The organism is Nocardia caishijiensis NBRC 108228, assembly GCF_001612825.1.
Taxonomy (GTDB): domain Bacteria; phylum Actinomycetota; class Actinomycetes; order Mycobacteriales; family Mycobacteriaceae; genus Nocardia; species Nocardia caishijiensis.
In genome coordinates, this window is record NZ_BDBE01000001.1 from 68,819 (window position 1) to 88,517 (window position 19,699).

The window sequence follows — 19,699 nt, forward strand, 5'->3', positions numbered from 1 at the left end:
GCACGCCAGCATCAGACGGGGGTGAGCCAGGTTCCCCACGGGGTGTTGCGCAGCACCGAATACCCGATGAGCAGGGCGAAGAACGTCCACACCGTCACCGGGCTCAAGCCCGGTAACCGCCAGCGTTGCCCGCGCCGGGCGCGCCCGAACCAGTCGATCACGAAGACCGCGAAGGCGAGGACCAGCGGCAGCACGAGCAGGTTGCTGTGCAGGGAATCGATGATGCGACCGTCGGTGAGGTTGTGCATCGCGCGCATGCCGCCACAGCCGGGGCAGTACACGTCGAACAGCGCGTAGACCGGGCACAGGCCGTAGGAACCCTCGACGTGCGGGTCGCGGAAATGCAACAGTGCCAGCGTGCCGACGCCGATACCCGCGGCGATCAGCGGCGGCGTGAACCGTCGCCAGGCCGGGGTGTTGGCTGGGCCGGAAACCCCGGTCACGACGTGCGCGTTGTCCACCCTCTTACGGTAACGGCGCCCGCTCGGGGTTGCCACAACGGTTGTAATCGCCCGGCCCCTTCGGACGATGTCACAAGGGAACCGGCTGTCGATGCCCACTACGCAACAAATGGGACACTCTGACCCGCTAACACTAGCTAGCACGCGAGCTCGCACTGTACGGTGGCCTACGACACAAAGGAGTGCCGAGATGCTTGCGAAGTCGATGATGACGCTCGCGGCAGCGCGTTCCACGGTCTCGAGTTTCGAGTCCGGCGCACTGACCGCCCAGTTCCGTGCCGGGCTGCGTACCCGCAGTTTCGCCACCGCGAAACTCAATGCCCCCGCCACCCCGCACCGGGTCGTTCCGGTCACCACCGCCGACGGCGCCCAGCTCAGGGTGCACGTCTACGGCGACGACTCCGCCCCCACGTTGGTGCTCATCCACGGTTGGGCGTGCAGCATCGAGTACTGGAACCCGCAGATCAGCGCCTTCGCCGACGACTACCGCGTGGTGGCCTACGACCAGCGCGGTCACGGTGAGTCGACCCTCGGTTCCGTCCTCCCCAGCGAGAACACCCTCGCCGACGACCTCGCCACCGTCCTCGAGGCCACCCTCCGCCCCGGCGAGCAGGCCGTGCTCGCCGGTCACAGCATGGGCGGCCTGACCATCCAGGCCTGGGCCAAGCACCACCCGCGCCAGGTCACCGAGCGCGCCGCCGCTGTGCTGCTCGCCAACACCGCCAACTCCGACATCCGCGCCGAAACCGATCTGCTGCCCCTGCTCAACAAGCAGCTCACGGTGGCCACCTACCCCGTCACCATCCTCGGTGCGCCGGTCCGGATGCCGCAGCCCATCAGCGAGACCGTGCTGTTCACCCCGGTCCCGATCCCCGGCGGCTGGCTCACCGAGCAGGTCTTCCGCTACCGCATCCTCACCCCCGAGGCCACCGCCGACGAGATCGACTTCGCGATCGGCATCATCCGCTCGTGTCGTCCCCTCGCCCGCGCCAGGCACGCCGCGGCCATGGCCGACATGGACCTCACCGCGGGCACCGCCAACCTGACCGTCCCGACCACCGTCATCGCCAGCGCCCAGGACCGCCTCCTCCCGCCGCGCATGTCACGCCCTATGGTCGACGTCCTGCGCCGCTCCGGCCACCTGGCCGACTTCGAACTCCTGCCCCACGGTCACCTCAGCAATATCGAGGACACCGAAGCCTTCGACACCACCCTGCGGCGGATCCTGCGCACCGCCATGAATTCTCGGTTCACCCGGGGCAAAACCGCCACGAGCTGACCCGAGCCAGCCTTCCTGAGCCCGGTCAACGGCGATCGGCTCAGGAGGACCCGCCGCAAAAGGCCCTCGACCACCTCGGTCGAGGGCCTTTCCGTTCACCCTGGAAGTCGGGAACTACGTCGTCACTCGCGATAGGTCAGGACATAGGCATTGGTGGCGGTCCCGATGCTGTAGGGACCGATGCACGAGGCCGACCCCTGCCCCGTCGGGCTGATCGCCCCACTCCACGACCCCTGATAGGGCCCGATCCCCATGAGCGGGAACGCGTTCGGAATTCCCGCCAGCCCCCAGCACTCGACGACCAGGCTGTACTCGCGACTCGCGGGCGCCCCCGTGTCATGACAGCTGACCGAGGCACCGACCAGATCACGGCTGACCACACAATCCTGCGGTCCCGCCTGCGCGACACCGGAACCGACCATCGCCGAGAACCCCATCACCGACGCGGCGGCGACGGTGAGACGAACTGCTGCGACCACTGATTTCCTCATTCGGAATCTCCCTAGGCTCGTTATATAGCAGTCGGGCATATCCTTAGCGTTGTTACATATCAGGGCAACAGCAGCCCCCAATACAGGGCCCACAGCGTGAAGCCGATGCCGCCGACGACGGCCAGCGCCCACCGGACGCGCGCCCCCTTCCCCGCACCCTCGAGGACGGCTTCGCGTCGGGCGACGAGGTAGCCGAGCGAGCACACCGCACACACCGCGATCACTTGCAACGCCAGCCAGGGCAGCGTACGACCGAACAGCAACGGCCCGAACGAGGTCGCCTTGGTCGAAGCCACGTACAGCACCTGAGCGAGCGTGCCGAGGATGCCGATTCCCGCGGTTGTCACCAGCAGGCGTGCGACTCCGGCTCGCGGCAGCCGATGAGCACGGGCAAACCCGGTGAGCGCGTATCCGAGCAGCGCGAGCACGGTACCGAGGAAGAGGACGAACAGCGCGGTCGTCGATTCCCACCACGCCTGCGGCGCCAGCGCGGTCACCGAATGTGCCTGCGCGGCGGGTTCATCCGAGTGTTTGTTCGCGGAGCCGGGCAGACCTTTCACCCACTCGCCCACGAGTTCGAGATACCCGGGCACCAGGTCAGCACCCTTGTCGAAACCGTCCGTGGTCGTGAAGGCACCGTGCTGCGCGTCCCGCAGCGTGCGCAGCGTGTAGTCGCTTTTACCCACTCGATCGAAGGCGTCGCGGTAACCGCGCAGGCTGTCGCCGGGAGGGGTGAGGCGGTCCTTCTCGCCCCAGATGGCGAGCACTGGCTGTCCGACTGCCGACAGCACGGGCGCCGGATCGTAGTACGCCTGGGCGAACAACCCTGCGGCCGCGCTCACGCGAATCGCGTTGCGGCCCAATATGTCGATCATGGAACCGCGAACCCCCGCAGCCCCGAAGCGGGTCTCGTTCGCCCAGGCCTGCTGCGCCGCCGGAGCACCCGCGTTGGCACCGACGACGACCAGGAAGGCGACCTCCGCCGAACGTGAAGCAGCAAGCGGCGCAACCCATCCGCCTTCGGACAGACCCCACAGACCGACGCGCGCGGGGTCCACCTCGGGTCGCTCGCGCAGGGCCGCCACGCCCGCGATGGCGTCGTCGGCGAGCAGGGAGTAGTCGCGATGTGCCGGGGTGTAGTCCTCCGTGCGCTTCTCGTACCGCAGCGCGACGATGCCCTGACGCGCGAAAGCGGCAGCGACCTGGGTGTATTGCGGGCCGCGTCCGTCGCCGGAACCGTGCACGAGGACGACGCCCGGCAGCCCGGTCGCGCCAACCGGGGCGTGCACGGTACCCGTGGTCGCGGCGCCGTCGGAGCGCGTGAAAGTGATGTCGGTCGTGGTGATCTCGTCGGCACCGGCTGTCGGCGAGAAGGCGACGAGCGCCGCGATCATGGCGGCGAGCAGGACGATTCGGGTGATCACGTGGTCCCTACTCGTCCATCCCCGGCGCGGGGAACGCGATGAAGCGGGTCAGCACGCGGCGCGTACCGGGTCGCCCTTCGGTATGCGCGGCCTGAAAGCGTTTGAGCAACGCGAGATACTCCTCGCAGAAGGCGTCCAACTCCTCGCGAGTCGCATGGATCGCTCCCCGCGAGAACGGCATCACATCACCCCATTCGCCGAGCCTGTCCCGCTCGCCCTGGAACCGCCGGAACGACTCGACATCCTCGGCGATGTGCTGCGCGACCAGCCCTTCCAGCAGCTCACGCATCTGCGGCGACTGCGACTTGTCCAGCCGGTACCGCAAATCTTTCGGCGGCGACCGCCACCACCGCTCCTTCCCCTTCGCCAACTCCGGCGCCTCGACGATGAACCCGTGCTCGGCCAACTGCCGCAGGTGGTAACTGGTGGCCCCCGTGTTCTCCCCCAACACCTCCGCCAACCCGGTAGCCGTAGCAGGCCCCTTCTCCGCCAACACCCGCAAGATCCGCTGCCGCAAAGGATGCGCCAACGCCTTGAGCGTCACCGGATCCGCGATCTCCCTGGGTTCCACCTCGTCCATTCATCCACACTATTCTTTGCATGCTTCTCTATGCAAAGAAAAATATGTACACTACTGCGCGGGTGGGCGCGGCGCGATATATCGGAGGAAGTCGGTGGCCGACTCTGATTCAGTAGCAAGGTGATCACGATGCAGGCCGTCGTCGAGGTACCGAACTTCGACTTCCACCCACTACCGCCCTGGCCGGTGTCCGCGGCGGCACCCTATTCCTTCATGCCGATCCACCCTACTTCCTCGGATACCGATGTCGGCTTGTTCGTGAGCGCGTTGATCTGCGGACTCGAAGGCGACCATGACGACCCGGTGGCAGCTCTGCTCGCCGAGGGGACACTGTCACAACCCGGGGGTCTGCGATTGACCGATACAGCCACCAGGGCGGTGGTGGCACCGGGATGTTGCGCCGGGCTGGAGGATTGGCGCGAGTGGGTCGATATCCTCGCGGGGCAGCCGCCGTGGCTCGGCCATGGCCCGACTCCTGAAGTCGAGATCGGCATCGACGAGCTGCGCGTGTGGCAGGACAACGGCGCGAACCGCCACATCGGCCAAAGCATCGTCGTCGAGCGTTCCGCACTACCGGAACTGCTGAACAGCGTTCACCGCGACCTGACCGGCTTCCTGACCTGTGTCCAGACATGGTCTGAACGAAACGGATTGGGCAGCAAAGGCACCGACCTCGTCGAGGCCATCGACCGAAACTTCCACATGACCGCTCCGCTGATATTCCCCGAGCATTGACGAAACCCCGGTGCGTTCCCCGGATCGCTCTGGCAGCATGACGCGATGCCGGATCTGTTCGTGGATTCGGACCCGAAGCCAACTTTCGCCGACGGGTTCCCGCTGACTGGCCGAAGACACGTGCGAGAACCAAGAAGATTCGAACAGATCGTTAAGCCCACGGCGGCAGCCTGACTACATGAATTCTCGAGTAAGACAGCTGATTCGACTGACCGCAACAGCTCTTGCCACCGCCGCGCCGACGATCGCTTTCGCCGCACCAGCGCTGGCGGACAGCCCTGCCTACGGAGCCATCGCCATCTCGGAATCGACCGGGATCACGGGCAGTTCGTGGAACTTCGATTCGGCGTCCGACGCCAGATCGGCCGCAGTCGACTACTGCGATATATCCGACTGCTACGCCTACGTGACTGTTGAGAGCGGTTGGTGCGCCGCCGTGGCGCGAGCAAGCAACGGAGATTGGTCGTGGGCGCGAGCCAGCAACCGCGCAGAGGCCACCGCGAACGCCATCGGCGCGTCATCCGGCCCCAACCCGATCGTCCAGACCTCCGTGTGCCAGGACTGACCCGCCAGACGCGCGCTCCCCAGAACCCGACGCGGTCAGCCACTCAGATCAGGCAGCGACTCACGGGGCGAATTCGAATCGCCCAGAACCGGCAAAGGCCCTCTCCGAATCCCGGAAAGGGCCTCTGACCTGCTGAGCCGCCTGGGGGAATCGAACCCCGACCTTTTCATTACCAAAAGCAACGACTATCAGGGCTACTAGACGGCGTGAACGACAACGGAAGAATTTCGATCGACCAGCATCGATACCCATCAGAGTCAGCGCTCGACAACTCCGACATATGTTCGACAACTATGCTCGCCCTGAAAATAAGTTGGGAGTTAGTTGGGCACCACAGGGCAGCCTCATCCACGTGTCCTATGCGCGACGCGCCGACGCCACAGCGACTCCGTTACCGACTAGCAACCGAGATGGAAGCAAAGCCCGCCGGAGTACGGCAGCATGAATCATCCACACACCAGAAGGACCGTACCAGGATGTCCGACTGCCCGACCCGGCCAGTACGGCACCAGCGGTCGCACGTAGGTAGCATGGCGACTTCACCTCACCCCTCGCGCGCAGGAATGGCCACCCCAGAAGATGAGCAGCTATCATGAGAATCCTCCAGACTTTACGGTTGGCTTTGACGCCGTCGTTATAGTTGCCGAGGGAATTGCATTTCGCGACGCAAATCCGATAATTCCAGAAAGAATTGCAGCGAAACTGCTTGAGCTCGGCATGCATCCGTCGTTGCATAGCCTCGGCAATAGAGACCCTCTTGCATACATGCAGCGCATCGCAGACGCAGCACCGAAATATTTAGACAGGGCCGATGCGGCATATAAGGATCTTGAGCACACTTGGTCCATTGAAAATCCAGCACGGTGCAGGCCCGGCCTTCGCGAGCTCATACTCCATCTTTCGGCCACAAATGTTCCAGTCGTATTCGCATCGATCAAGCATGAGAGTGTGGCACGTAATTCAATAAGGACGGGGTTGAAGCTTGCAAGCGGCTATTCTGTCATTGGCCGAAGCGGCTATAGAAATACTCCGGAAGCATACAAGGCCTCAGTCATTGAAGCCTGCGACACCCTGCCGGATGGTGCACGAACTCTCGTAATTGCACACGAAAAGATCGCGTCGCACGACGACTTTGAGGAGATTGCACCTAACCTCATCAAGGTCAGCTCTGGAAAATATTTCGTCGGCACCGATGCAGGGGGTTCCGAAGAATATCCACCGATCGACATCCTCGACCTTGCGCTCCAATGCGACCTTACGCAATCTGAAGCTAGTGAGCTCAAGAAGGCGAAATCTGTCCGCGATCGAGTCTATGCCTTGATGAAAAAGGCACGTGACAGCGGACTAACCAGTGCCGAATTCGCCGAGTATGGCGACCTTACCGGAGGTCTAACAGTTGTCGGCAACACCGCAGAGTTCGGGTTCATCGACGAGAAGGTGGGACAACATAACGCCAAGCGAATCGAATTCACTCGAAGCCATGCAGCCCATGGTCAGCACCTCCTAGAGGTAGTGTCGATAGACGCAGCTCTAATAGAAATCGAGCTACGAAACTGGCTAATAATCCACCGAAGTCGAGGATTCCAAGCCACCGAACGAATAACATTCGGACAGACGGTCACTCTCGCCCAGAATAATGGATTTCACGGCGACCTAATTGTCCGGTTGCGAAAGTTTAATAGCCTACGCAACGATGCCGTCCACCGTCTCGCCCGCGGAGTCGAAACATACGAAAATCTGACGATCGAATACATGAGGGACTGCGTTTTGCTTTTCGACATAAGGGATTTCGTACTCGCGTCCGCACCTCGCATAGGCGTCGAGACCGACGTCTTTTACGACTAGCTCTTCCTGCCAAGATTTTCCACTGCAATCTACGAGGAATCCTACACGCCCAGACCCACTGGACTCGCCCTGTCCGCGGCATATCCTGGATAGGGCGTGCACACTCTTGATGTTGTAGAGAGTAACTCGGAAATTCTTCTTACCGAATAAGGTGTCGACCGACACATTATCCTTTCTGGTCATCTTTGGGACCCAACTTACTCAACTACTCGTCCATACCGATCAACTCTTATTTCGAGTGAGATCAGCACTGTCAGCATGCCAGAGGTGCGCACATGCGCTGATGCATCAAGCCTGTCCCCAAGGCCGACACGTCCTCATCACCACGACTTGCGCTGATCGTCGCGCCCGACGTCGCTGTAGTTGCAGAAGCACTCGCCTCAGCCTCGGGCTCACTGGTTCCCGAGGCTTGGGCCCGGCCACAGACCACTTCCAACAGCGCGCAGTACCTCGATCCTGGCAATCTGAGCGCCGCCGTTCCACTCGACTCACTAGCAACACACGGTATTGATGGCGGACGGTCTGAACATTCCTGGACATATCAGTTCGACAACGCTGAGTCGTCATCCCAGATATGGCGCGTGACGTCCCTCTAGGAAGTGGTTCAGCCTGAGTCGCTGTGTGTGGTGCATGTCGAGGCGGCCGAGTTCGGCGGGGGCTATGAACCGCAGTTCGGTGGACTCATCGGAGATGGTGAGGTCGCCCCCGATGACGCGGGCCAGGAAGCACACGTTGAACTGGCGGCGGACCTCGCCGTCGCTGTAGGCGATGATGTGGCGCGGATCGGTGTACGTGCCGACGAGCCCGGTGATCTCGATATCGAGGCCGGTTTCCTCCTTGACCTCCCGCACCGCGCAGCCGGGCAGGCTGTCGGTCATCTCCATCCCACCGCCGGGCAACGCCCACAGGCCGCTGTCCGCGCGCCGCTGGAGCAAGATGCGGCCAGCGTCGTCGCACACCACGGCGGACGCCGCGACAACAAGGCTGTTCGGTTCTGGTGCGGCGGGATCGTCGTAGAACTCGGTGCGCGCCATCGGCTTACCCTTCCACCGGGCGGCCCGTTTGCCAGACCGCGTCGAAACTGTCGGTATAGGTGTCGAACAGGCCACCGTCGAGGGTACGGCGCAGATGCCAGACCGGCGCCCCGTAGGCATTCACACCCCACACGTGGGCATTGACATACATCTCGTCGTCGGCGCGGAAGATGCTGTTGTAGAGCGTCGTGGCGTGAGTCCTCAGCTCGATGCCGGGCGTACCGTGCAGCGCTCGGTAGTGCATTAACGCGAGACGGCAGCGGGATTCGATGCCGTGCCCGAACTTCTCTTCCCTGCCGCGTTGTTGGACGTTGGCGCTCTCGGCGTCACCGACTGCTATCCGTATCACGCAGCCTGATTCGGCGCGTTCGGTCAACAGATCGTTGAGGCGCGGGTACGCCTCGTGGAGGAAGACGGCCGCGTAGACCAAGATGTCGATGCGGTCGATCGCTGGCGTGAGCAAGTTGATGAACATCGATGCCGAGACGTCTGCTCGCTGGTCATAGAGGGCGACGAGCTCGGGGCTGACAGCGCGGGCTGTGCGCGCCTGCTGTAGCGCGGGCCAGAGGGCATGGACGTCCTCGCCCAAACACTCGGCGGCTTGGATCGCAGTGCGTCGCCGTGGAACTCGACCCAGATTCACCCAGCGTTCAACGGATTTCGGGTCCACGTTCGTGGCCTCAGCCAACCTTGCGTGTGTCCATCCACGCGCCGCTATCGCAGCACGCAACCGCTCATTCGACATAGGGACGTTGTACACCCATCAGGACGTCCTGAAGTGGGAAACATAGGAGGTTCCGTCTGCCGACGAACAAAGCGACGCTGGATTCAGGCCGCGCCGCCTGGTCGACCATGAATCCCAGACGGCGTGGCACCTCAACTCGACTGAGAGGGCACGCCGTGTGGGGGCAGAGACCAGCCGTACAGGAACAGCCGACCGTGTGGGACATCATCGCTCGATTGGCTCAGGAGGCGGACCAGCATGGTCAGCCGTCGCCGGTGCTCGATCATCGCGCACCGTCCGAGCCGCCGACAACTGAGCAAGCGCACACCGTCATGCAGTTACACCGGGCATGTGGGCGCTCGTACTGCCAGCGGAAGGCTGCGGCGTGGGAAGTGCTCGTCACAGCGGGCCGGATCGTGCCGTCGCCAGCGAACGGGGCGATGTGACCGGCGAGCGGATTGCGCAGGAGCTGACGACGGCACGATCCAATGTTGTCGCGGCCATGGCTGCGGCCGAGCCCGTCGACCTGGCCGGGCCGATCATGCTCGCGAACGGCGTGTGGGCGAACCGGTGGGAATGGATGGTGGCGGGTGACCGAGGACCTCGACGGGGCCGAGCTTGTCGGCAGGCATCTCGCCGCCACGCTGGAGTACTGCCCACTCCGACACGCACACGGACGAATCGAAAGCGGCGGGGGCCGCACTGTAATAGTGAGCCGCAGGGCAGTTTCCCGTCGGTTGGCACACTGTTGGCGCACTGAGACGAGAAAGGCCCTCCCCGGCGAACCGGAAAGGGCCTCTGACCTGGAGCCGCCTGGGGGAATCGAACCCCCGACCTTTTCATTACGAGTGAAGCGCTCTACCGACTGAGCTAAGGCGGCGTACCTTTCGGCGGTGCGAGTCTATCGCCTTGGGGTCGGAACGCGAAAACTGCTGGTCATCTGGGGTCAGCAAGAGGGCTGGAAGGGGTAGCAGGACGGGGGTGTGAGAGGGATCGAGGGAGGGGGTGGGGTGGAGAGGCGGGGGGCGGTAGCGCGGGTGGGGGTGGGCGGGGTTTCGGAGGATTGCATGTTGGTGACTGTCAGTACTGCGAGCAGTAGGAGGACGGTGCCGATCACGGCGGCGAAGACCACCAGGATCAGGGTCGGCGCTGCGCTGCGGTAGCCGCGCACGTAGAGCGAGCGGTAGCGGCCAGGGCGGGAGCGGCGCCTGCTCAACGGCTCGGCCTGTCTGCGCGATACTTCGCCGAGTGCTCTCCCCCACCCATAGGGAAAGTATGCCGGTCCCCCCGGCGGGATTCACCGGATCCGACAGGAAATCTCGAGACGAAAGCGCAAGGGCGGCAGGCGAAAACGAGGTCAGGTGGAGCGGGCGGCGATGAGGGTGGCGACCATGGCGGCTACCGCGAAGCGGGGTTTGACGTTGAGGTCGAGGGCTTCGCGGCAGGCGAGGACGGCGTCGATGCTGCGGAGGAGGCCTTCGGGGCGGACGCTGGCGGCGAGGTCGGTGATCTCGTCGGCCATGTCGGGGTGGGTGAGGGTGATGGTGGCGGCGCGGCCTGCGAAGCGCCTCGCGAGGGCGTCGCGGTACATGCCCGCTACGTCGATGAGGGCGCGGTCGAGGGCGTCGCGGCCGGTGCGGGTGGCGCGGGATTTCTGGCGGCGTTCCAGTTCCTTCAATACGCCTGCCGAGCCGCGAGTGGCGGAGGCCGCGCCCTTGCCGGTGCCGCCCGCGCCGAGGGCGGTGGCGAGTTCGTCGCGTTCGCGGTCGTCGCGTTCGGAGCTCATCTGTTTGGCTTCGTCGTCGGCCGATTTCACCAGTTCGTCGGCGGCGGCGTAGGCGGCACCCGGCCGCTCCGTGGCTTTGACCAGGGCGAGGGCACGCTGGCGGCGTTTGCGGGCGTCGTCGTCGGTGGCCAGGCGGCGCGCGCGGCCGACATGCCCGCCGCTCACCGACGCGGCCCATTCAGCGGTCTTCGGGTCGAGCCCGTCGCGCTCTTTCAGCACCTGTGCGATGGCGGGCACCGACGGCGTGACCAGATGCACGTGCCTGCACCGCGAGCGCAGCGTGACCGAGATGTCCTCGGGATCGACCGAGGGTGCGCACAGCAGGAAGACCGTGCGGTCCGGCGGTTCCTCCACCACCTTGAGCAGCACGTTGCCCGCCGCCTCGGTGAGCCGGTCGGCGTCCTCGACCACGACCACCTGCCACCGGCCGGTACTCGGCCGCCGCGAGGCGACCTGCACGATCTCGCGCATCTCCTTGGTGCTGATGCTCAAGCCCTCGGGGACGACCCGCCGCACGTCACCGTGCGTTCCGGCCATCGTGGTCGTACAGGCATGGCACGTGCCGCAGCCGACGGTGTCGGGGTCGGTGCACTGCAGAGCCGCGGCGAAGCACAGGGCGGCGATCGAGCGGCCGGATCCCGGCGGTCCGGTGAACAGCCAGGAATGCGTCATCGCCCCGGTGACCACACCGGCCCGCGCCGCGGTGGCGGCAGCGGTCAGCTCGGTCTCGACCACGTCCTGGCCGACCAGTCGATCGAAGACTCCTGCCACAGCATCACACCCTAGCCGCGCGCACCGACAACCCCGAGAGCGGTGGTGGGTCCGGTTCAGCGGATGCGCCTCGGCACAGAACGGATCAACGGCCGTCACCTGTCGCCCGTCGCCTGACGCCCGTCGCCCGTCGCCTGACGCCCGTCGCCCGTCGCCTGACGCCCGTCGCCCGACGCCCCTCGCCCGTCGCCCGTCGCCTGACGGCCGTCACCTGTCGGCCGTCACCTGTCGCCTGACGCCCGTCGCCTATCGCCCGTCGGCCGTCGCCCGATGCCTGTCGCCCGCGTCGACCGGTCCGCCGGGCGCGGTCTGCGTAGCGGCCCGGCCGCGGATTAGACGCCGCGCCACCTGTCGCCGCGCCGCCTGACGCCGCGCCGCCTGACGCCCGTCGCCTGCCGCTCGCACAGAGTCTGCGTTGCGACCGGCTGACACCCGCCGAACAGAGCCAGCCGACATTGCTGAGCGGACCTCGCGAATCAGTCCTGCCGGGCCGCCGAGGACAACTCATCCATTGACTTCAGCCACCGCGACTCCAACTGTCGACCTCAGTCTTCGCTCGCCCCAGCACTTTTCGCTGCAGCCTTCTTAGCCGGGGCCTTCTTCGCAGCAGTCTTCTTCGCGGTCGTCTTCTTCGCAGTGGTCTTCTTGGCTGCCGTCTTGGTCGCCGTCGACTTGGCCGCCGTCTTCTTGGCTGGCGCCTTCTTGGCCGCCTTCTTCGCCGTCGCCTTCTTCTTCACCGGGCCGCGCGCACGCCGGTCCGCCAGCAGTTCGGAGGCGCGCTCGTCGGTGATCGACTCCACTTCGTCGCCCTTGCGCAGGCTCGCGTTGGTCTCACCGTCGGTGACGTACGGGCCGAAACGACCGTCCTTGATGACCATCGGGCGGTCGGTGGCCGAGTCCTTGCCGAGTTCACGCAGCGGTGCCGCGCTCGCCGCCTGCCGCCCCCGTCGCTTGGGTTCGGCGTAGAGCTTGAGCGCCTCGTCCAGAGTGACGGTGAACAGCTGGTCTTCCGACGCCAGCGAGCGAGAGTCGGTGCCCTTCTTCAGGTATGGACCGTAGCGCCCGTTCTGCGCGGTGATCTCCTCGCCCGAAGCGGGGTCGGTGCCGACGACGCGCGGCAACGACAGCAGTTTCAACGCGTCGTCGAGCGTGATCGTCGACAGGTCCATCGATTTGAACAGCGACCCGGTGCGCGGCTTGACCTCCGCGGCCTTCTTGGTGGTCTTCTTCGCGGGCGCGGCAGCGGGGTCCGGCGCGGGCGGTTCGGGCAGGATCTCGGTGACGTACGGCCCGAAACGTCCTTCCTTGGCGACGATTTCGTGCCCGGAGGCCGGATCGACACCGAGCGAACGACCCTCCTGCGGCGTCGAGAACAATTTCTCGGCGACCTCGGGCGTCAGCTCGTCGGGCGGCAGATCGTCGGGCAGGTTGGCGCGCTGCGAGATCGGATCACCGTCCGGGTCATCGGGATTGACGACCATGCGCTCCAGATACGGCCCGAACCGGCCGACGCGGACCACCACATCGCGGCCCTCGTCGTCGACGAACATCTTGATCGAGTTCACTTCGCGCGCATCGATGTCGTCGAGCTGGACGGAGACCATCTTCTTGAGGCCACCCGAACGCGCGACCGAACCCTCAGCACCGTCCTCGCCGCCGAAGTAGAAGCTGGACAACCAGTTTCCGCGCTGCTCGCGACCACCGGCGATGGCGTCGAGGTCGTCTTCCATCGCGGCGGTGAAGTCGAAGTCGACCAGTCTGCCGAAGTACGCCTCGAGCAGACCGATCACCGCGAAGGCCACCCACGACGGCACGAGCGCGCTGCCGCGTTTGTACACGTATCCGCGATCGAGAATCGTCTTGATGATCGAGGCGTAGGTCGAGGGGCGGCCGATGCCGAGTTCCTCGAGCGTCTTGATCAGCGAGGCCTCGGTGTAACGGGCGGGCGGGTTGGTGCTGTGGCCGTCGGGGTCGAGCTCGACCGCGGTGACCGCCTGGCCCTCTTCGAGCGCGGGCAGGCGCGACTCGGCGTCGTCGGATTGGCCACCCGCCTCCTCGTCGACACTCTCGACATACGCCTTGAGGAAGCCGGGGAAGGTGATGGTGCGACCGGAGGACGAGAACACACACTCCTCGCCGGACCGGGCGGTGCCGGTGATGCGCAGGGTCAGCGTGGTGCCGCGCGCGTCGGCCATCTGGGAGGCGACGGTGCGCTGCCAGATCAGCTCGTAGAGGCGGAACTCGTCCTGGTCGACCTTCGACGCGAGCTGACCCGGCGTCATGAAGGTGTCACCCGACGGGCGGATCGCCTCGTGTGCCTCCTGCGCGTTCTTGACCTTGCGGTTGTACTGACGCGGCGTCGGCGACACGTACTCCGCGCCGTAGAGCTGGGTGGCCTGCGAGCGGGCCGCCGCGATCGCCGACTCCGACAGCGTGGTCGAGTCGGTACGCATATAGGTGATGTAGCCGTTCTCGTACAACCGCTGCGCGACCCGCATCGTGCGCTCGGAGGAGAACCGCAGCTTGCGGCCCGCTTCCTGCTGCAACGTCGAGGTCATGAACGGCGGGTACGGCTTGCGCGTGTACGGCTTGGCCTCGGCCGAGCTGACCACCAGGTCGACGCCGTCGAGCGATTCGGCGAGTCGGCGCGCGTAGGCCTCGTCCAGCACGACGACGCCGGAGGCGGACTTGAGCTGGCCGTCGGAGCCGAAGTCGCGGCCCGATGCCACGCGCGCGCCCTCGACCTGCACCAGGCGGGCGCCGAAAGTGCGGGGATTGGTCGAATCGGACTTCTCGTCGGGGCCCGCGTCGAGCTTGGCGGCGATATCCCAGTACTCGGCGGACCGGAAGGCGATGCGCTCGCGCTCGCGCTGCACGATCACTCGGGTGGCCACCGACTGCACGCGACCGGCCGACAGGCGCGGCATGACCTTCTTCCACAACACCGGGCTGACCTCGTAGCCGTAGAGGCGGTCGAGGATGCGGCGGGTTTCCTGCGCGTCGACCAGGTCGTTGTCGAGGTCGCGGGTGTCGGCGGCGGCGGCGAGGATGGCGGGCTCGGTGATCTCGTGGAAGACCATCCGGCGCACCGGGACCTTCGGTTTGAGGGTTTCGAGCAGGTGCCAGGCGATGGCCTCGCCCTCGCGGTCGGGGTCGGTGGCGAGGTAGAGCTCGTCGGCGTCGGCCAGGAGCCCCTTGAGCTCGGCGACCTTGGCCTTCTTGTCGGGGCTGACGACGTAGATCGGTTCGAAGTCGTGGTCGACGTCGACGCCGAGGCGGGCCCAGGGCTGACCCTTGTACTTGGCCGGTACGTCGGCGGCGCCGCGTGGGAGGTCGCGGATGTGGCCGACGGAGGCTTCGACGGTGTAGTTGCGACCGAGGTAGGGCGCGATCTTGCGGGCCTTCGTCGGGGACTCGACGATCACGAGACGACGCAGGGGTCGCCCCTGGTCGGCTGAACTGCGGTCTCGTGTTGCCACCGGCGAACACCTTCCTTCTAGATCCGCGCCTCGGGAGGTCCGCTCGGAGCGCGGCTGGGGCAGACGGCGCGACGTTCGGCATCGCCACCAGTGACGTTTATACCCTGCGCCCTGGGGAAGAAGCGCCGTCGGCGGCTGGCGCCGGGGTTTCAGGTGCGCGTGCTCACGTGCCCCAGGTCTGCCGTTCTGGCCGATGGTACCCGGAAATGGCTCGTCCCCCACCTCCGCGCACGGGGGTGGGGGACGGGCGTAGTTGTGTTTCGCAGCTCAGGAGAGCGCGCGAACGCCGGTGGCCTGCGGGCCCTTCGTGCCCTGGCCGACCTCGAACTCGACCTTCTGGTTTTCCTCGAGGGTACGGAAGCCCGTGCCCTGGATCTCCGAGTAGTGGACGAAGACGTCAGCGGAGCCGTCCTCGGGCGCGATGAAGCCGAACCCCTTCTCCGCGTTGAACCACTTCACAGTTCCCTGTGCCATTCTGTTCCTTCTCTTTCTTACCGGAACGGCGGACAACTGGGTTCGTCCACCGGGTCCGTTGAGACCGCTGTACTGTTGGATCCCCCTGCAAGGAAAACCTGAGCACGGCGTTCGCAACATCGATCCTGCTGATGGTTGGACTTTGGATCCGTACCTCGAACACAGAAGCTTGCGACCGAGACCCAGTGAACCATGTCTCCGAGCAATTCAACAGTCGAGTTACCGACAATTTGCAAAATTCTTGATCTTGCGAATGCGCAGGTAAGGGGACGATTGGGTGTATCCGTACTTTCAGTCTGTTTGCTTAGGGATAACCGGGTGAGCCTCCAGCAAACCTCCTGTGACCCAGGTCGCTATTGGGTTACGAAAACCCTGGTCGCCCTCGCCGCACACACACGTTTCACACTTCGCATGTCGCATGAGAGGGCAACCGGATGAATCCGACAGAGCGGACCGAGGTCCGCGCGTCGTCCGCGGCCGAGAGTTACGGTCGATCGTTGCTGAATCGTGTCCTGCTCGATGCGGCATCGAGCACCGATCCGCTGACCCACGTCGCGGAGCTGCCCGCGCGAGCCGCCCGCACCACATCGTGGCCGGATTGGGTCCCATCCGAGCTGGTCAACGCGCTGAGCGCGCAGGGCATCGAGCGGCCGTGGGCGCATCAGACACGTACGGCCGAGCTCGCCTCCGGCGGCGAACACGTCGTCGTGAGCACCGGGACCGCGTCCGGGAAGTCGCTCGGCTACCAGTTGCCGGTCCTCACCGCCCTGCTCGACGACCCGCGTGCGACCGCCATGTATTTGGCTCCAACGAAGGCGCTCGGTGCCGATCAGTTGCGGGCCGTCGGCTCGCTGATCCACGACAACCCCCTGCGTGAGGCCCATCCGGCGAGCTATGACGGTGACACTCCCGCCGAGGTCAGACAATGGGTTCGGGCGAACGCACGGTGGATCTTCACCAATCCCGACATGCTGCACGTGGGGGTGCTTCGATCGCATCAGCGCTGGTCACGGGTCCTACGCAACCTGCGATACGTCGTGGTCGACGAATGCCACGCCTACCGAGGGGTGTTCGGTTCGCACGTGGCGCTGGTGCTGCGCAGGTTGCGAAGACTCGCGCGGTTCTACGGCGCCGACCCGGTGTTCATCCTGTGCTCGGCGACCAGTGCCGAGCCCGCCGAGGCGGCGAGCCGACTGATCGGGGCGCCGGTCACCGCCGTTACCGAGGACGGTTCGCCTCGTGGGGCGCGCACCGTCGCTCTGTGGGAGCCGCCGCTGAGCACCACGGTGACCGGGGAGAACGGGGCTCCCGTCCGCCGGACCGCGACGGGTGAGGCCGCCAAGATCATGGCGAGCCTGGTGGCCGAAGGAGCGCGGACGCTGACCTTCGTCCGTTCTCGGCGCGGAGCCGAACTGATCGCGCTAGAGGCGCGGCGGGTGCTCGCCGAAACCGCACCTGAACTGCGCGAAAACGTGGCCGCCTATCGGGCCGGTTACTTGGCCGAGGACAGGCGGGAGCTCGAACACGCGCTGTCGCGGGGCGACCTGCTCGGCGTGGCGAGCACCAACGCGCTCGAACTCGGCGTCGACATCGCGGGTCTCGATGCCGTGGTCATCGCGGGTTTTCCGGGTACCGTGGCGTCGTTCTGGCAGCAGGCGGGCCGGGCGGGTCGGCGCACGCAGGGTTCGCTTGTGCTGCTCGTGGCGACCGACGATCCGCTCGACACCTATCTCGTGCATCACCCGGAAGCCCTGCTCGAGCGGCCCATCGAGGCGACGATCACCGACCCGCACAACCCGTACATCCTCGGCCCGCAACTGCTGTGCGCCGCGCTCGAACTGCCGCTCACCGATGCCGAAGTGACCGACCTCCAGGCCGCGAAAGTACTGGCTGACCTGGCCGGACAAGGCCTGATCAGGCGCAGGCCCGGCGCCGGACGCCTGCCTGCGCGTTGGCATGTGACGGCACAGAGCCAGCCGCACGACGCCGTCGACGTACGCGGAGGGCTCGGTACGCCCGTCGCGATCGTCGACGCCGAGAGCGGCCGCCTGCTCGGCACCGCCGACGCGGGCCGGGCACCGGCGACCCTGCACGACGGTGCCGTGCACCTGCACCAGGGCGAGACCTATCTGGTCGACGAACTCGACCTAGCGGGCGGCGTCGCGTTCGTCAACGAGGTGGACCCGGGCTTCACGACCAGCGCCAGGCAGGTCACCTCGATCAGCATCGAAACGGTACTGCGGGAGCGGACGTTCGGCGCCGTCACCGCCGCATCGGCGCAGGTCGCGGTCACCAACCAGGTCATCGGCTACCTGCGCACGCTGGTGACCGGCGAGGTGCTCGACCAGGTGGAACTCGACCTGCCTGCGCACACGCTGCACACGAAGGCCGTTCTCTACACCGTCACACCACGCCTACTCGCGGCGGCGCGGATCTCCGACGACCAGCTCCCCGGGGCCCTGCACGCGGCCGAGCACGCGGCCATCGGGATGTTGCCGCTGGTCGCGGGGTGTGACCGCTGGGATATCGGCGGCGTCTCCATCGCCGAGCATCCCGACACCGGCGCACCGACGGTATTCGTCTACGACGGGCAACCCGGCGGTGCAGGCTTCGCCGAGCGAGGATTCGCCCAGCTCAGCGCATGGTTGTCGGCCACACTGGAGGCGATCCGCAGCTGTGGGTGCCAGGAGGGATGCCCCTCGTGCGTGCAGTCGCCCAAGTGCGGCAACGGCAACAACCCCCTCGACAAGGCGGCCGCCGAACGTCTGCTGGCCGCGGTCCTCGGCGAACTCGGCGGCCATTCTTACGACGCTGCCACGCCGTGATGCCGCCGTCCTGCGGACGTGACCGCCGCTACACCGTGCCGATAGTTTACTGGTCAGTTGTCCGAATTTGCCCTGACCAGTACAGACGACGCTCGGGCTACTCGCCGGTAGAATAAAAAGGAATCTCTTTCTATTAACTGGCGCATTGCCAATCGAGCATTGATCGTGTTCATCGCCATTTGTTTCATTTTTTTCGCAGGGCCTCCAATAAAAGCGCTGGAAATGACAGCCGAGCTGTTCCGGTTAATTCGAGTTGGTTCAGCACGGAAGCACGCCGACCTGTGCGAACACTCCCCTCTCACCCCCTGTCCTCGACCGGTCCTGCCCTGGCCGAGGCGACTACCGACCGGCCGCCGAACACCCCGAGACCGACCGGCCGTTCCGCAGTCACCACGACATCCCACTGCTCGACTCGACACCGCGACACGCGCGCGCCCATCCGTCGCGCGACATCGTTTGCCTGCGCGCACCCCGCCTCCGCTCCCTCCACCAAGGCCCCCGCCGCGGCCAGCGCCCCGAGATCGGCCGCCGCCTGCACCCGGTGCCGGGCGACGATCACAGCGCCGACCTGCCCCACCATCACCGTCGCACAGATCAGCCCCGCCAAGGCCACACAAGCGAACACCGTCGCCCCGCCCGCCTCACTCCGAGAGACCACCGACCGATAGCGCCACCGCTCGAGGGAGTTCCTCCGGATGCCGGTGCGGCGGCGGAGACCGGGAGAGCGCGCCGGTGCGGGTGCCGTCATGGGTGAATCCCTGGTTCTATGACGGCCACGGCTTCGGCTCGGAGGTGCAGGCCGGGGAGCAGTGGCGTGGTCGCGGCGACGGTGGCTGTCACGCGGTCGCCGTCGGTGCGGAGCTCGACGGTGGCGCCGGGTGGGGCCACCGTGCGGCCCGCGGCGACGGCGTGGGTGGTGTCGCCGCGAGCGGCCAGGCGCGCGGCTTCGCGGGCGGCGTCGACGCAACGCACCTGGGTCGACGCCGCGAGCAACGCGCCCACACAGAGGGCAACCGCACCGATGAGGGCGGCGAGGGCGATGGCGGCCTCGACCGTCACCGCTCCCGTCTCGTCAGCGAGACCCCTTGCACGGCAACGGTTCACACACTGGTGTTGAGTGCCTTGTCGATGATCTGCGTCAGGGCGGTGACGATGTTGTCCCCCGTGACCACCGCGTAGAGCACCGCACCGAACGCGGCCGCGGCAATGGTTCCGATCGCGTACTC

Annotated in this window: 17 protein-coding genes and 1 tRNA gene; 5 read left to right on the forward strand and 13 right to left on the reverse strand. The window is 65.9% G+C overall.

The features are described 5' to 3' along the window. Positions 1-11: 11 nt before the first annotated feature. On the reverse strand, positions 12-461 hold the full coding sequence (locus NC7_RS00370) for a DUF2752 domain-containing protein (protein ID WP_067977504.1): 450 nt from the start codon (positions 459-461) through the stop codon (positions 12-14). A 190-nt stretch (positions 462-651) separates the two neighbouring features. Here NC7_RS00370 and NC7_RS00375 point away from each other — a divergent pair, with 190 nt between their 5' ends. Then, positions 652-1,740, forward strand: a complete 1,089-nt coding sequence (locus NC7_RS00375) for an alpha/beta fold hydrolase (RefSeq protein WP_067977506.1) — start codon at positions 652-654, stop codon at positions 1,738-1,740. Positions 1,741-1,862: 122 nt separating this feature from the next. Here the strand turns inward: NC7_RS00375 and NC7_RS00380 are convergent, their stop codons facing one another. From NC7_RS00380 to NC7_RS00390, 3 genes are read right to left on the reverse strand one after another with little or no spacing between them, the layout of a single operon-like run. Further along, entirely contained in the window at positions 1,863-2,231 is a 369-nt protein-coding gene (locus tag NC7_RS00380; protein WP_236573746.1) for a hypothetical protein, read from the reverse strand. Positions 2,232-2,290: 59 nt separating this feature from the next. Then, positions 2,291-3,655, reverse strand: a complete 1,365-nt coding sequence (locus NC7_RS00385) for an alpha/beta hydrolase family protein (protein WP_067977508.1) — start codon at positions 3,653-3,655, stop codon at positions 2,291-2,293. 7 nt (positions 3,656-3,662) lie between these two features. Beyond that, the gene (locus NC7_RS00390) at positions 3,663-4,235 is read right to left on the reverse strand and encodes a helix-turn-helix domain-containing protein (RefSeq protein WP_067977509.1); all 573 of its coding nucleotides are present in this window, start codon (positions 4,233-4,235) and stop codon (positions 3,663-3,665) included. A gap of 120 nt (positions 4,236-4,355) precedes the next feature. On the opposite strand from NC7_RS00390, the gene NC7_RS00395 reads away from it, so the two are divergent. From NC7_RS00395 to NC7_RS28800, 3 genes are all read left to right on the forward strand, one after another. Next, positions 4,356-4,970 carry a hypothetical protein gene (locus NC7_RS00395; RefSeq protein WP_067977511.1) on the forward strand — a complete coding sequence of 205 codons (615 nt, stop codon included), beginning with the start codon at positions 4,356-4,358 and terminating at the stop codon, positions 4,968-4,970. A gap of 178 nt (positions 4,971-5,148) precedes the next feature. Further along, positions 5,149-5,535, forward strand: a complete 387-nt coding sequence (locus NC7_RS28235) for a DUF4189 domain-containing protein (RefSeq protein ID WP_084457662.1) — start codon at positions 5,149-5,151, stop codon at positions 5,533-5,535. A gap of 579 nt (positions 5,536-6,114) precedes the next feature. Further along, positions 6,115-7,380: a hypothetical protein gene (locus NC7_RS28800; RefSeq protein ID WP_157101773.1), complete on the forward strand. Its 1,266-nt coding sequence runs from the start codon at positions 6,115-6,117 to the stop codon at positions 7,378-7,380. A gap of 563 nt (positions 7,381-7,943) precedes the next feature. Here NC7_RS28800 and NC7_RS00400 read toward each other — a convergent pair. From NC7_RS00400 to NC7_RS00425, 6 genes are all read right to left on the reverse strand, one after another. Beyond that, a complete protein-coding gene (locus NC7_RS00400) occupies positions 7,944-8,414 on the reverse strand; it encodes an NUDIX hydrolase (protein WP_067977513.1) in 471 nt (156 codons plus the stop codon). Between the two features lie 4 nt (positions 8,415-8,418). Next, positions 8,419-9,102: an XRE family transcriptional regulator gene (locus NC7_RS00405; RefSeq protein WP_236573747.1), complete on the reverse strand. Its 684-nt coding sequence runs from the start codon at positions 9,100-9,102 to the stop codon at positions 8,419-8,421. An 840-nt stretch (positions 9,103-9,942) separates the two neighbouring features. After that, positions 9,943-10,018 (reverse strand) — tRNA-Thr (locus NC7_RS00410). A 477-nt stretch (positions 10,019-10,495) separates the two neighbouring features. Continuing rightward, a complete protein-coding gene (locus NC7_RS00415) occupies positions 10,496-11,695 on the reverse strand; it encodes a DNA polymerase III subunit delta' (RefSeq protein ID WP_067977516.1) in 1,200 nt (399 codons plus the stop codon). A gap of 545 nt (positions 11,696-12,240) precedes the next feature. Beyond that, on the reverse strand, positions 12,241-15,174 hold the full coding sequence (gene topA, locus NC7_RS00420) for a type I DNA topoisomerase (RefSeq protein ID WP_067977517.1): 2,934 nt from the start codon (positions 15,172-15,174) through the stop codon (positions 12,241-12,243). 267 nt (positions 15,175-15,441) lie between these two features. Then, positions 15,442-15,648 (reverse strand): cold-shock protein, encoded by a 207-nt coding sequence (locus tag NC7_RS00425; RefSeq protein WP_019044597.1) that lies wholly within the window; start codon positions 15,646-15,648, stop codon positions 15,442-15,444. 434 nt (positions 15,649-16,082) lie between these two features. On the opposite strand from NC7_RS00425, the gene sftH reads away from it, so the two are divergent. Then, positions 16,083-18,473, forward strand: a complete 2,391-nt coding sequence (sftH, locus tag NC7_RS00430; protein ID WP_084457664.1) for a DEAD/DEAH box helicase — start codon at positions 16,083-16,085, stop codon at positions 18,471-18,473. Positions 18,474-18,771: 298 nt separating this feature from the next. On the opposite strand, the gene NC7_RS00435 is transcribed toward sftH, so the two are convergent. From NC7_RS00435 to NC7_RS28245, 3 genes are all read right to left on the reverse strand, one after another. After that, complete coding sequence (locus tag NC7_RS00435) at positions 18,772-19,131, reverse strand: Rv3654c family TadE-like protein (RefSeq protein ID WP_067977519.1); 360 nt, start codon at positions 19,129-19,131, stop codon at positions 18,772-18,774. Positions 19,132-19,217: 86 nt separating this feature from the next. Continuing rightward, complete coding sequence (locus NC7_RS00440; protein WP_067977520.1) at positions 19,218-19,532, reverse strand: TadE family type IV pilus minor pilin; 315 nt, start codon at positions 19,530-19,532, stop codon at positions 19,218-19,220. A 41-nt stretch (positions 19,533-19,573) separates the two neighbouring features. After that, on the reverse strand, positions 19,574-19,699 hold a 126-nt coding region (locus tag NC7_RS28245), incomplete at its 5' end, for a DUF4244 domain-containing protein (RefSeq protein WP_157101774.1).

Bases quoted from the DNA above. Each gene is read 5' to 3' on its own strand.
- NC7_RS00375 (WP_067977506.1), top strand. From the start codon at position 652: ATGCTTGCGAAGTCGATGATGACGCTCGCGGCAGCGCGTTCCACGGTC.
- NC7_RS00380 (WP_236573746.1), bottom strand. From the start codon at position 2,231: ATGAGGAAATCAGTGGTCGCAGCAGTTCGTCTCACCGTCGCCGCCGCG.
- NC7_RS00390 (WP_067977509.1), bottom strand. From the start codon at position 4,235: ATGGACGAGGTGGAACCCAGGGAGATCGCGGATCCGGTGACGCTCAAG.
- NC7_RS28235 (WP_084457662.1), top strand. From the start codon at position 5,149: ATGAATTCTCGAGTAAGACAGCTGATTCGACTGACCGCAACAGCTCTT.
- NC7_RS28800 (WP_157101773.1), top strand. From the start codon at position 6,115: ATGAGCAGCTATCATGAGAATCCTCCAGACTTTACGGTTGGCTTTGAC.
- NC7_RS00400 (WP_067977513.1), bottom strand. From the start codon at position 8,414: ATGGCGCGCACCGAGTTCTACGACGATCCCGCCGCACCAGAACCGAAC.
- NC7_RS00425 (WP_019044597.1), bottom strand. From the start codon at position 15,648: ATGGCACAGGGAACTGTGAAGTGGTTCAACGCGGAGAAGGGGTTCGGC.
- sftH (WP_084457664.1), top strand. From the start codon at position 16,083: ATGAATCCGACAGAGCGGACCGAGGTCCGCGCGTCGTCCGCGGCCGAG.